At 56.5% G+C, this 12,898-nt stretch carries 10 protein-coding genes; all 10 read left to right on the top strand.

Annotated elements, in window-relative coordinates:
* Nucleotides 1-240: 240 nt before the first annotated feature.
* The gene (locus tag Q0J54_RS04765; protein ID WP_296304286.1) at nucleotides 241-1,638 is read left to right on the top strand and encodes a DUF6402 family protein; all 1,398 of its coding nucleotides are present in this window, start codon (nucleotides 241-243) and stop codon (nucleotides 1,636-1,638) included.
* 401 nt (nucleotides 1,639-2,039) lie between these two features.
* A complete protein-coding gene (locus Q0J54_RS04770; protein WP_296304287.1) occupies nucleotides 2,040-2,468 on the top strand; it encodes a hypothetical protein in 429 nt (142 codons plus the stop codon).
* 170 nt (nucleotides 2,469-2,638) lie between these two features.
* The gene (locus Q0J54_RS04775; RefSeq protein ID WP_296304288.1) at nucleotides 2,639-2,959 is read left to right on the top strand and encodes a PAAR domain-containing protein; all 321 of its coding nucleotides are present in this window, start codon (nucleotides 2,639-2,641) and stop codon (nucleotides 2,957-2,959) included.
* A gap of 404 nt (nucleotides 2,960-3,363) precedes the next feature.
* The gene (locus Q0J54_RS04780) at nucleotides 3,364-3,624 is read left to right on the top strand and encodes a hypothetical protein (protein WP_296304289.1); all 261 of its coding nucleotides are present in this window, start codon (nucleotides 3,364-3,366) and stop codon (nucleotides 3,622-3,624) included.
* A 121-nt stretch (nucleotides 3,625-3,745) separates the two neighbouring features.
* Complete coding sequence (locus tag Q0J54_RS04785; RefSeq protein ID WP_296304290.1) at nucleotides 3,746-4,654, top strand: tlde1 domain-containing protein; 909 nt, start codon at nucleotides 3,746-3,748, stop codon at nucleotides 4,652-4,654.
* Entirely contained in the window at nucleotides 4,644-4,997 is a 354-nt protein-coding gene (locus Q0J54_RS04790) for a hypothetical protein (protein WP_296304291.1), read from the top strand. Before Q0J54_RS04785 ends, Q0J54_RS04790 begins: the two co-directional genes overlap by 11 nt.
* Before the next feature lie 444 nt (nucleotides 4,998-5,441).
* Nucleotides 5,442-7,475, top strand: a complete 2,034-nt coding sequence (locus Q0J54_RS04795; RefSeq protein WP_296304292.1) for a type VI secretion system Vgr family protein — start codon at nucleotides 5,442-5,444, stop codon at nucleotides 7,473-7,475.
* A 1-nt stretch (nucleotide 7,476) separates the two neighbouring features.
* A complete protein-coding gene (locus Q0J54_RS04800) occupies nucleotides 7,477-8,382 on the top strand; it encodes a DUF4123 domain-containing protein (protein WP_296304293.1) in 906 nt (301 codons plus the stop codon).
* Nucleotides 8,379-11,114: a toxin VasX gene (locus Q0J54_RS04805; protein ID WP_296304294.1), complete on the top strand. Its 2,736-nt coding sequence runs from the start codon at nucleotides 8,379-8,381 to the stop codon at nucleotides 11,112-11,114. Before Q0J54_RS04800 ends, Q0J54_RS04805 begins: the two co-directional genes overlap by 4 nt.
* Before the next feature lie 47 nt (nucleotides 11,115-11,161).
* Nucleotides 11,162-12,886 (top strand): hypothetical protein, encoded by a 1,725-nt coding sequence (locus Q0J54_RS04810; protein WP_296304295.1) that lies wholly within the window; start codon nucleotides 11,162-11,164, stop codon nucleotides 12,884-12,886.
* Nucleotides 12,887-12,898: the final 12 nt, after the last annotated feature.

Below are 12,898 nucleotides of genomic sequence, written 5' to 3' on the forward strand. Positions count from 1 at the left end.
GAGTAGACATGGTAACCTCCGTCTCCATACCTACTCTTTTTTGAAGCGTATGGAAATAATGAGTCCTGACCCTAGTGTTCCTGTATCTGCGCGCTCGTAGCTTGCGTCGTATCGCCTTGCTCTTTATGCTGCTTTCCTTATGGCTGATCTTGCTGCCTTGGATGATGGAAGCCTGCTTTTGGACAATTTACTACTTCCGAAACTGATGCCCTTGATTGTGTGTAGACGCCCGACCGCGGCATGACCTATGCGGCCAGCCTGACGGCCATCCCGGAGACGACCCGCTCCGTCCTCCGAAGCATGTCCACCCCTGGCGCGGAAGGCCCGCGCGGCTTCAACGAGCTGCGTATCGAAGACAAGGCAGGCGCGGAGGAGATCTACCTCCATGCGGAAAAGGACGTGGAGGCCCATGTCAAGAACGACTGGCGGGAGCATGTCCTGCGCGACAAAAACCGCACCGTCGATGGGCTGACCCTCATCCACACGCTCAAGGAGACGCACGAGAAGCTGATCAGCCCTCGCAAGACGGAACTGCACGCCAATGACAACCTCGTCGTCCACGCGGCAAGCCATACCGCCGTCAAGAAATGCTGGCTGCGCCGCATCGGTGCGGAAACGCACCTCTACGCCGGAGAGAACGCCGTGTTCGAGGCCAAAGAAACGGCGACCCTCAAAGGCGGCGGATCGTGGATCAACCTCGACGCTTCCGGCGTCGCCGTGGGCGGGGCCCGCATCATGCTGGGCGGCGGCGTCACGGGCGCGGCACGAAAGGCCCCCTCGCCTCAGTTGCCGGAGGTATCCCCGACATATGAAGACGATTTCACCATCCAGTGGGGGGATCGCCCGAAAGATCTTTCCCCCAAGGAGCGCCTGCTCCTCTGCCTGCCGGAAATCGCGGCGGCGGAGGCGGAACGCCAGGACAGGAAGGAAGACAAACAGGGCTGGCTCTACCTGCGCGAAATGTTCTTGCGCTGGTTCTCGAGTCGTACCGACACTGGTATCCAGCCCTACGGCGGATCGCCCTTTTGGATCGACTGGGATTGGGTCATGGCCTACCCCTATGCGCACACGCGCTACAAAGTGTTCACCAATTCTCTGTATGAGGCTACGCCACATATTCTCAATGCGGCTGCCCGGCAAAAGTTGGGGGATATCCTCAAACGGGAGGGATACCTGCGGGATGAGCGCACGAATTTTGACTTTATCTCAACGCCGTGGGAAGATTGGGAGCGTTTATATCACACTCTTATCTCTATACCACGCCGAAGGAAGGTGGACGGTCTCATGGCAGCGCTGGCCGGTTTCACTTTGCGTGCGCTGGCCGCAGGATACACCCAGCCGCTTGGCGGGGGACGTTGGCGCATTACGGTAACAAAAGTATCCGTTTTCGCACATGACAAGTTCAATTTTGCAGACGATGCTGGTCTCGGTAATTTTCTCGGCTATTGGAGCTGCAAGGAACTCAAAGGGGCCCGGGCTGACCCTCTAGTAGAAAAACCGTATAATTATATTGGGCTCACGAACGAGGATTTCCGAGCTTTTCGAGAAAAACGGAAACATGGCGTCGACTTTCTGGTATTATCCAAGGCGCATCCTGTCACGTCTTTTTCTAAAAGGAGCTATGAATACCCATGCTGATACCTCTACGTACCCTTTGGCATGGCGCGGTGAAACTGCTGCTGCTCTGTCCAGCTCTTCTTGCCTCAGCCTGGCTGTATATGCGGGAGGCCAATGGAGAACAAGTAACGATACAGGGTGTTATTAGATTCTGGCCAATCCTGACTTCCGTTCTCACCTCACACATGAAGCTAGTTGCTATACCGTTACTGGGAGGATGTGCGGCCCTACTGTTCGTGTACTTGCGTGCCCATAACCTGCGTCGTATCGCCTTGCTCTTGATGCTGCTTTCCTTATGGCTGATCTTGCTGCCTTGGATGATGCAAGCCTGCTTTTGGTCAATTTACTACTTCCGAAACTGATGCCCTCGATGAAAGGGGTAAGTTTCTTGCCATTGGGCGCGAAGCGGCTGAACGGAAGTTATGATGCCTTTGCGAACAACTTTTTTTCTTATCGTGTGCATGATGCCCTTACTATCCCTTGCGGTCGTCCAGAGCGGCGCGGCGGATCCCGAACCGTCAGCGGTCGCCTGCAAGGAAAAGCAATGTGCCAGCAAACAGCCCATGACGAAAGCGGAAGCAAAAGAGCGCGTTCGGCAACGCCTGTCGCGTGAGATTGATGAAAACACCCCTTCTTTCCGCGTTGGCGAAATTGTTGCCGAAACAGACGATGCTTTTATCATAAGAGGATACTTCTCTTCCAAAGGATCCAACGCTGAGGAAGGTTGTTATTGCGCCGTCCATAAGACGTCGGGAAAATGCGGAATTATATTTCCCCCACCAGGCTTCAGACTTACAAAAGAGCTTTTTATCGACTGTTTTTCTTGGGAAACCTGGCCAATACTGTTCTAGTATGCCTGCCCCTCCCCTTCCGGGGCGTTGCTTGCTGGAGTCTGCTCATGCCGGCTTGCTCGGAGGCTGGCCCACATTTCCGCTTGTATACCTTGAAGAAAAATACTATTATAGCATATCCTATTTTAGACCATCAGCTATGGCCATCCTATCGCGCAAAGGAGCTTCACATGGCAAAACCCGCCTGCCGCCTGGGGGACAGGGCAAACTGCCCCATTGATGTACATGGCAAGACCTGTTGCCCTCATAATGTCACCGGCCCGGCCATTTCGGCTTCACCTGATGTCTTCATCAATGGCAAGCCCGCGCTGCGGGTAGGCGACAAAGGCGTCCATGCCTTGTGCTGCGGCACCAATTCCTGGGAATGTGTCGAGGGCAGCTCCAAGGTGATGGTGAACGGCATCCCGCTGGTTCGCCTGGGCGATGCCACACGCCACTGTGGCGGTATGGGAAAAATGATCGACGCCAGCAGTGACGTCTTTGGAGCTTAGCGGCAACCAGCCGTTTTTGCCGAAACGGTGCTGCGTACCCGGCGGGGTCTGTCCGTCAGGGAGCGTCTGCGCCCTCCCCGTCCTGTGCTTCATCACGCGTATGCGGCGCAGCTGATGCGTGCCATTTTTGCGGTTGTGCCGGTCCAGAGCATGTTCAGTTTGAAACGCTTTGCGTTTCAAACCATACGGCCTGTCGTTTCGTCGGAAAAACGCGGCTTTTCCGCTTACTTTGGGCCGGGCGGCGCGGTGTCGCCACCTCGTATTTTGCGTTTTTCAACAGCAAAATGCTCTATGGCCCTGCTGAAACTGGATGGTGGCAAAATGAGCATGAGGGTCGGTCATCTTTGCGTCGGCATATACGCTTTCGGACGTATCCTCTGGGCCAGCTTTTGCGGGTTTGCGGCATGGTGCTGGGGGGGGTGGTCCTGCTCGACCAGCTCAACCCCTCACGCTATGCCAACTTTGTGGAATATGCCAGAATGTCAGGCTGTGAACCGCCTATCACGTATGAAGCCAGCCTTGCGCTGGGCTGGTTTTTTATGGCGTGGATGCTTCTCGGCTTGCTGCTGTGCCTGCTCACCTTTTCCGGCAGGCGCAAAAGCGTCATCGCCCATGTCCTGCTGACGTTCGCGCTGCTCATGGGCACCCAATACATTTTTCCGTAGCCGCTTGTCATCAAATAAAATTTTTGGAAAACCAGCTTGGGGCCGGCACTTTTCCGCCTATGGCGTCTTCCGTCCGTTTCTGTGACGGCCTGATGCATCCAGCCTCCTTCCTTTCGGAGACATGTTGCGCCCGCGTGCGCTTGCCTTTGATTGTTATTTTTTATATAAAAAAATAATTAAAATGTGCTTTTTTCTGGAAACGAGTAAAGCGGACGGGATGCGTCCGGTAAGCCGGGTACAACAAGTCTATCCGGCAGCGTACGGGAAAGTGTGTCGGCAAGTGAAGCTTTATCGCCGGCGATACACATTTGCGCCGTTGACATCTGAGTACATCATCCCGTCTTGCCGCGCCAATCAAATGTTGTTGACCGGAGGCCGGATCATGTCAACGCCCCTTGATTTTTTTTCACGAGAGCAGATGCTTGCCATTTATTTTCTGGCAAGAAATAGAGGCATGCCCATAGAAAGCATGCGCCTGGACGACGTTATCGCGGAACTCCGGGAAACTGCCTCCGCGGCCCAGAGCGTGATCAGTGAGTTGCGGCCGGATATCATCTTCGGCTATGCACCATCGAAGACGGAAAATGCATCGCTCCTATTTGACGGAAGGAGCCTGCACTGGTGTGACAGCAGCAACCCGATGTCATGGGAAGCCCGCTCAGGGAATGAAAAATATTTCAATGATTTCAGCATAGAAGCGCAAAAAACCAAGAACGCCGGTCCGATTCCTGAAGGCCTGTATATTGTAGCGCAGGACGCTTTGGAAAAACGTTCTTCCCCGCGAGGATGGATTTTACGTTTTTTCTCCAGCCGCTGGGAGTACAATCCCGTTGCTTGGGGGGAGTACCGCATATTTCTTAAACCGGAAAGCGGCACAAACACTTATGGCAGGGACGGATTTTTCATTCATGGCGGGGAATTCTTTGGCTCGAATGGCTGCATCGATCTTGCCGGCAATATGGCTACTTTTGCCGAACGTTTTGAAGAATATGAAAAAGATATGCGCCTTGAGGTGAAATATGCCACGTAAGCACGGCGTCCGGGCACACTGTCTGCCGGTCATATGCGCTCTCGGACGTATCCTCTGGGCCGGCTTTTGCGGGTTTGCGGCATGGGTGCTGGGGGAGGTGGTCCTGCTCGACCAGCTCAACCCCTCACGCTATGCCAACTTTGTGGAACATGCCAGAATGTCAGGCTGTGAACCGCCTATCCCGTATGAAGCCAGCCTTGCGCTGGGCTGGTTTTTTGTGGCGTGGATGCTTCTCGGCTTGCTGCTGTGCCTGCTCTCCTTTTCCGGCAGGCGCAAAAGCGTCATCACCCATGTCCTGCTGACGTTCGCGCTGCTCATGGGCATCCAATACATTTTTCCGTAGCCGCTTGTCATCAAATAGAGCATGCTCAGTTTGAAACGCTTTGCCTTCCAAAACCACACGGCCTGGCGTTTCGTCGAAAAAACGCGGCTTTTCCGCTCACTTTGGGCCGGGCAGCGCGGTGTCGCCGCCTTTCGTTTCACCTTTTTCAAAGGTGAAAGGCTCTGAAAATTTTTGGAAAACCATCCAAGGGCCGGCACTCTTCCGCCTATGGCGCCTTTGGCCCGTTTCCGCAACAGCCTGACGCATCCATCCCCCTCCCTTCCGGCGCATATGGCGGCGCGACTTGCTTTCACGGCAAATTACATATATAAAAATAAATATCAATTTGGCGTTTCCAGTCCCAGGACATTTCCCTGCCCGGGAAGAGGCGGCTGGCTGCAAGCGTACGAGCACACGGCGCTCAGCCGTCGTTTCCTTCCTTTTTTTGCATGAAGGAGACACGACATGCCCTCTCCCGCCGCCCTCCCCCGCTTTGATCTCACCCTTGACGGGCGCGACGATTTTTCCGTCTACGCCTTCAACGGGCGCGAAGCCGTCAGCGAGCCGTATGAATTCCAGCTGGAGCTGGTCCATCGCCATGCCGGCCTGAAACTTGCTCCCTTTATCGGAGCGCCGGCCCGGCTCGTCATACGGGACATATCCGGCACGCCGCGCTATGTGCATGGCCTCGTGCGGGAGATGCGCCGCCTGCACAAGAGCAATGCCTTCACCCACTACCAGTGCATTCTGGTCCCCCGGCTCTGGTTTCTGAGCCAGAACCGTAATCATCGCATCTTCCAGCGGGTGAGCGTACCGGACATCATCCGCCAGCTCCTCGAACAACAGGGCTTCGCGCCGGAGACCTTCGCCTTCAAGTGCTTCGCCAAGTATGCGCCACGCGAGTACTGCGTGCAGTACGGGGAGTCCGACCTCTATTTCATTTCCCGCCTTTGCGAGGAGGAAGGCATATACTACTACTTTGAGCACACGGCGGACGGGCAGTGCCTGTGTTTCTCCGACATGCCCGGCGGACCGGACATCCCCGGCGGCTCCCCCCTGCTCTATCGTTTTGCGGCGGGCATGCGCGGGGATGCGGCCGTCTTTTCCGACGTGCGCTACCATGTGGCGGCCCGGGGCAATGCCGTTGCCTTTCGCGAATGGAATTTTGAAAAGTACTGGACAACGCTCCCCGTCAGCGCGGACGAGCCGGATCAGCAGGCCGCTCCCGTCCCGCCCGGCATGCTGCTGGAAGACTACCGCTACCCCCACCTGTACCAGATCAGCGAAGCGGGCCAGAACTACGCAAAGATCCAGCTCCAGCGCGAGCTGACCTTCAGCCGCTGGATCGAGGGCAACGCGGACGTGGCGCGCCTGCTGCCCGGCTTCACGTTTGCGCTGGCCCGCCATCCCCGCCCTGAACTCAATGACCGCTGGTGGATGACGGCCTGCCTGCACCGGGGCGAGCAGCCGCAGGCGCTGGAACACGAGGCCCCGGAACGGGGCGCGATCTACCACGCCTCCTGCCAGGCCATTCCGGCAACCACCCGTTTCGTGCCGGCCGAGCGGCATCCCAAGGTCCGCATCCCCTGCAAGCAGACAGCGCTTGTGGCCGGGCCCGCGAAGGAGGAGATCCATACGGACAAGTACGGTCGGGTGAAGCTGCGCTTTTTCTGGGATCGCCGGGACACGGGGGACGAGAACGCCTCCTGCTGGGTGCGCGTGGCGCAGGGCTGGGCCGGCCCCGGCTACGGCTGCATGGCCATCCCCCGCATCGGTCAGGAGGTCATCGTCTCCTTTCTGGAGGGCGACCCGGACCGCCCGCTCGTCACCGGCCGGGTCTACAATGGCGCCAATCCCACGCCGTATGAACTGCCGGCCCATAAAACGCGCACGGTCCTGCGCAGCCGCTCCACCCCCGGCCAAGAGGGCCCCGCCGGCTTCAACGAGCTGCATCTGGAGGACGCGCGGGGCAGGGAAAAGATCTTCCTTCAGGCGCAGAAGGACGCGGAGCTGCACGTCAAGAACGACTGGACGGAGCATATCCTCCACGACCGGCATCGCACGGTGGACGGCTCCACCTTTCAGCGCACGGGGGAGGAAACGCGCGAACGCCTGCACGGCCAGCGCCGGACCGAGCTTTTCGCCAACGACAACCTTACCGTGCATGGCGACAGCCACGGCCACATCAGCGGATCATGGCTGGGCGAGGCGGGGCGCGAACTGCATCTTGAGTCCGGCATCAAGATCGTCCTGGAAGCCGGCGCGGAGCTTACGCTCCGGGTCGCCGGGTCGAGCGTGGTGCTGAACGATGACGGCGTCTTCATCAATGGCCCCGCCATCAATCTCAACAGCGGCGGCTCCCCCGGCAGCGCCACCCCGGCCGACCCGCTGCTGCCGAAAGGAAGCCTGCCGGAGCCGCCGCCCCTGCCGCCCTGTCTCCACTGCCTCAAGGCCGCCGCCAAGGGGCAGCGCCCCTTTGTGCTGGATGAGGGAGCATAACATGCCAACGCCGCAACACAACGAAAACAGGGAAGCCTCGGCCATCGAATCGCTGAGATCGGCGCTGTGGGAAGACAAGAAAGCCGAAAACGAGCTGCACTACGCTGTCGTGCTCGATCCCTTGTCCTGGCCAGGATTGCATCAGCGGTTGGCAAGTGAAAGCTCCGCATACCGCATATACTCCGGCAGCATCGATCGGGAGCATGCCGCCATCATGCCACGGTGCGCGCGGCTTGGCCCCGCCTCCGCCCTCACAGACTGGCTTGCGCCCCGTGTAGTCAGCAATGGCGGAGTGTTTTTCGGCTGGGGCACGACATGCGAAAAAGACCCGATGGCTTCTTTGGCCGTCATGCTCGCACGCGCAAACAGAGTATGGCTCCCTGATGGACGCAGCGCCTGGTTTCGCTGGTATGATCCGATAATCCTGTGCGATTTTTTGCCTATAGCGGACGAGGACCAGCAAGCTTTTTTCTTTGGCGACTGGATAGACGACATCCGCATTTTCCATCCCCTCAAGAAGGAATGGATGCGCTTCCCCAGAAAGCAAAAACGGCGGACGACCCGGCCGCTGTGCATTGACGCGGAGCAGTTGGAACGCATGGGCGAAAAAAGTTTTGAGCGCTTTATCCGCCGACTGACGGAGATGCTGCGACCGGAGCAGCCGCGATTGACGCCCGGGATGCTGGAAGATCGCGTACGGCATTCGGTGGCGCTGGCCGAAGATCACGGCATATCCAGCGAAAACGACCTGATCGCATTCGTCCGCCTGGACGTGAAATCCGGCTGGGCCTTGCGCGGCGACAGGGAGGCTCTGGCCCTGTTGCATGTCCCCAATGCCTGCATGATGGAAAAAATGGAAAAGCTTGAATCATTTATCAATAAACAGTACAAGAGGAAATGCCCATGAGCAGGGCGCGCTTTGCCGTACAGGATTGCGAGTACCACCACCTTTATATCGTCAGATATGCGCTGACCCATGAAAAAAACAAGACCTTTGCATCCTATCCCCTTCTCGGAAAAAGAGGAGGCATCATAAAGGACACCGTACCCAACTGTCCGTGGGATTTTCACTATACGCTCCGCGCGCTGCGCAAGGGATTCATCTATGTCTATAATGACGGCGTATGGGGCGAGTTTACTGTGGCCGAGATGGAGGCCGTCCGCCAAACGCCCTTCCGCATCAAGGTCAATCCGGATTGGCGGCAACTCCACATCGCCTACTCGGAACTGAGCTGGAGCGAGGACTACCGGGCCTACCTGCTGTCCCATCCTGAAATAATGGCTCAGCGCATGCAGCTTGTCAAATTGCAGGGCGATCCGAAAGGCAATGAGCATTCCGCCAATGTGGATGATTACTCCGCCCTTGTGGAAGAATATCGGGAAAGACCAGGCTGCCTGAAGTCGCTGAGCGCTTTTTTGCCCCGCCTCTTCCAGCCGCTGGATCTGTCATACAGTGGCGACAAGAGTCGTTATCCAGATGAGGTGGGCCGGCGCTGGCGGTGCAGCGCCATTCCCTTCGGCACATTCGACAAACGGCATCCGCTTGAGGTCATCCCGCAAGAGATGCGCTATGACAGGACACTCCCGGAAGTTGGCAAGAAGCCCTACCAGCAAGACTCGCTCCTGAAACCGGCTGCATGGACATTGCCGCCCGCGCAAAAAAAATCCCCGCCGATCCACCCCTTCATTATTGCCGTCGAGGACCCGCTGGGAGAAGCGCGAGACCTGAACATGGTCTATCAGTACAGCCTCGAAGATATTGAAACATATATGGACTATTACTATTATGCACTCTTGCTGGCAAACTTTTTTGAAGAGCTGCATATTAGTGAAGAAAAAAATAAATTTTCTTCAGATTTTTATAACAACAGGGGGATGGATGAGCGTACACGGAGGCCGCCCCGCGAGATGTTGAGATCCGGCACGCCGCATCAGCGGATTCATTTTTTGCCGGAGAATAGGCTGGATAAGTATGTGCCGGGGCATCCCTGGTTTGCGTTCCTGAAAAAATATGAGCGGGAAACCAGGGAAATGTATGCGGCAATGGCGGCGTATGTAAAACCCTGGACCAAATGGCTCACTGAGGAGGGAGCAGCCACCGTCAGGGCGCTGCGGCCGGACTTTTCCCTCGATCCGCCCCGGGAAGACGCTGACTTCAAAGAACCCTGCGAAGGGATCATGGCCGCCATGCTGCACGGCATGGGGGATATCCCGGAATCGGCTTCCGACTTGGAAAAACTATTTACAAACTTTGGCTGGAATAAATTTTTTCAGCCCTGCCTGCTCACAACGCATGGCGCGACGCAGGACACGGCAGTGCTTCTTGAGGTGCTGGCCAAGGCGGCGGCCGCCCTCATCGCGCAGGACAAGGGCAATGACATCGCTGACTACAAGACGAAGATCCACAACAGGATAGCGGAAAAACTGCCCCGCCTCAGCCCCATCCGCAAGGTCGACCAATTGGAGGACGCGCCCCTCTCCTCCATGAAAGCCGAGGAGATCATCCCCTATATCTCTGAATACACAGTCCCCCAACAGCCTTGGCAGACATACAAGCTCGACGACTTTGAAGTGTACCTGAGCCTGGACAAGTACGCGGAATATTTTTCCGGCGCCTGCGACGTATCAAAGGACATTCTTGTCCCCGTCAGGGAGGGGATGACCATCACTGAACGGCGCATACGGATCATCATGAACAGCGTGGTGGTTCTGTTCTTTGTTTGTAAATCCACAAAGTTGAGCATAGAGCTGGCGGAAAAGGAAGAAAAGAACCCTCTGAAAAAAGTAAAAAAAATCGCGGAGACCTCCAACGCCATCGCGGGACTTTGCGTTGCGGCCGTCGCGTACGGAAATCTCCCCAGGCTGACCATTGCCACGAAGTGTTTCGCTTTTGTTTGTACAGTACTCGAGGGCGTACTGAATATTACTGATAGCTTATGGGAGAAAAAATATGCGTTAGCCCCCATTGATGCTGCCAGTCTTGCCATTTCTGCCGTGGCAACCATGCCAAAGCTACCTCTTCCACCTCACGTCGCACTTATTTTATACATGATTTCAACTTTTCTTTCCATAGTTAAAGAAATTTATGGACAGGAAGAGGCTCTAAGAAAATATCTCTGCGAATCTTTCTGGAAAAAAGGCATGCCGACGCCATTTTCCTATGACAGACTCTTCAGGATGAGAAACGATAACTCCATGAGCATTGCCCTGCCGACAGATAAAGATATACAATTCTTTATTGAGAAAATGAACAAGCCGGTCGCTGTCAGGGGAAAATCCATCGTGATGTATGGATATACCAAACCAGTGAAAATAGTATTTACTATTGATTGCTTTCCTCTGCTCATCAAGAGTGACAGCATCAAAATAAAAATCGAAGAAAGCCTGGGCGATCCGAAAAATTATTGTCAGTTCTCCGCCCTGACTTCAAGGTCGGCAACCTGCACAACAAATAAGGAAGAGGGAACCATACAATTCACCATTTACATACAAGCGGACAATCTTTCAAGGGAATTGAAGGAGAAATATGGTTCAGATAAAGCGCATGCCCTTTATACACGCCTGAGCGTCGAGTATCAGGACATAGTCGACTCATCCGTCAAAACGATCCGCGCGGAGATGCTCAATAACGTCCACTAAACCATCGTCATCCTTGCAAACGTACACCTTTTGCCAAGTGAGGTCCCATGCCCGTCCATCCCCTTTCCTCCCCTTCGCGACAGGCCATGCGCCTGTGGCTGCCGCTCCTGCTGCTCTGCCTTGCGCTGACCGGCTGCGAAATCGAAGAAGACATCTCCGAGATCATGCGCGACCAAAAGGCCAGACTGGCGACGATCACCTATGCCAACGGCGCCACCCGGCTTATCGCCGTGGACGATGCGCTTGAAGGCAAATTGAAGAAAAAGGATCCCTACAGGCTCTATCCCCCCTTCGCGCTTACCGATCCCTTTGCCGGCCAGATCTACTACGGTGCTACCGTGGATGCCTTCCCGGCCAGCCCCTGGTGGTATGCCCTGTATCGCATCGTCAACAGGCCGGACGAATGCGATGACGACTTCTTCACCTCCGTCTTTGCCGCCGAAGATCCCCCCATCCGCTGGGAGGCCGAACCCATCCCCTTCTTCCCGGCCGGCCGCCGGCCCACGGAAGAAGAGATCCAGGCGGAACGAGAGCGTATGCGCGCCTACTGGAAAGCCCAGAGCGTCAAACTCTGGGGCTCGGAGAGCGTCCCCCTGCTCCGCAAGGCGTTTAAGGGATACTTTACCACCTTTTGCGACTTCAACACCACCATCCTGCTTGATACCGGCTGGAAAGAGTCGGAAGAACTGCTCGCCCGCGCCGCAAAACTGGGGGGGGCCGATGCCGCCTACCTGCACATACAGGCCATCCTGTGCCATGTAGCCGCCGCATGGAACCCATGGGGAAAGACTAAATATAAGGAATATTCCCGCAAATTCAAGGGCGGCCTGCTGGGCCGTCTGGAGGAGGTCGCCCAAAGCGGCTCGCCGGAGGCAACGCTCCATCTGGCCAGATGCTTCTATTTCGGGAATATCCGCGGTAACGACGAAAGTCCCAGCAACAAGATGGCCTACCTTCCCCGGGATCTGGCCAGATCCGCCCAGCTTGCCGAACGCAGCCTGCAAATGGGCTGCATCGACAGCCTGCCTTTTCTGAACACCATCTATGCCGATCCCGAAGCGCCCTGCTTCGACCTGCGCAAGGCCCATGCCGCCTTCATCGCTCATGAGGGCCTCAAGCAGCATTACCGCATCTCCCAGCATTATTTTCGTGATGAGAAGGAATCCGAATGGAGGATGGATGATCCCTTCGATGCTCGTTCCGTCCCCGTAAAGCCCGGCATCCTGCGCGGCTATGCGGACAAACTCAGCCCCGAGGAGGTCAGATCCGCCGAGGAAGAGGGACAGGCCCTCATCAAGACCCATCTCCCCGCCCTTGAGGCCAAAAAAAAGGACAAGCTGAAGCGCTATGCCCGCTGGCGCGTCGCCCTCATGCGGGACATCGATAAGGACATGTCCTGGCTGCGCTTCCTCCTCCTGCCCAAAAACATGACCGAGGATCTCCGGGATCGCATGTACGTCTGGGCCGTGGAAAAGGGCCTTGCCGAAAAGACCGGCCCCCGAAAGGAGGACATCAGGCTCAAGCGCGCTTTGACCTGGGACGATTATGTGGCCATGGATCAGGAATACCGCATGCAAAAGTGGAACGACATCTCCTTCCTTTTCCGTTGGCGCTACCCCAAGCCCGGGGAAGTAAAGCCCAACTTTGTCTTGTGGGCCAACTGGACCCCGCAGATGGAACAGGATTTCCGCGACCTTATCCGCGAGGCCGAGCAAGAACTGGCGGCGGAGTCCGCCCCCGCTGACCGGCCCTCCGACAAGGCGTCACAATAAGCTCTTTCCATG

This window comes from uncultured Desulfovibrio sp., from assembly GCF_944324935.1.
Lineage (GTDB): Bacteria > Desulfobacterota > Desulfovibrionia > Desulfovibrionales > Desulfovibrionaceae > Desulfovibrio.

Coding starts and splice junctions, on each gene's coding strand:
- Q0J54_RS04765 (WP_296304286.1), top strand. CDS start 241: ATGACCTATGCGGCCAGCCTGACGGCCATCCCGGAGACGACCCGCTCC.
- Q0J54_RS04790 (WP_296304291.1), top strand. CDS start 4,644: ATGCCACGTAAGCACGGCGTCCGGGCACACTGTCTGCCGGTCATATGC.
- Q0J54_RS04770 (WP_296304287.1), top strand. CDS start 2,040: ATGATGCCTTTGCGAACAACTTTTTTTCTTATCGTGTGCATGATGCCC.
- Q0J54_RS04785 (WP_296304290.1), top strand. CDS start 3,746: ATGTTGCGCCCGCGTGCGCTTGCCTTTGATTGTTATTTTTTATATAAA.
- Q0J54_RS04800 (WP_296304293.1), top strand. CDS start 7,477: ATGCCAACGCCGCAACACAACGAAAACAGGGAAGCCTCGGCCATCGAA.
- Q0J54_RS04810 (WP_296304295.1), top strand. CDS start 11,162: ATGCCCGTCCATCCCCTTTCCTCCCCTTCGCGACAGGCCATGCGCCTG.
- Q0J54_RS04780 (WP_296304289.1), top strand. CDS start 3,364: ATGGTGCTGGGGGGGGTGGTCCTGCTCGACCAGCTCAACCCCTCACGC.
- Q0J54_RS04795 (WP_296304292.1), top strand. CDS start 5,442: ATGCCCTCTCCCGCCGCCCTCCCCCGCTTTGATCTCACCCTTGACGGG.
- Q0J54_RS04775 (WP_296304288.1), top strand. CDS start 2,639: ATGGCAAAACCCGCCTGCCGCCTGGGGGACAGGGCAAACTGCCCCATT.
- Q0J54_RS04805 (WP_296304294.1), top strand. CDS start 8,379: ATGAGCAGGGCGCGCTTTGCCGTACAGGATTGCGAGTACCACCACCTT.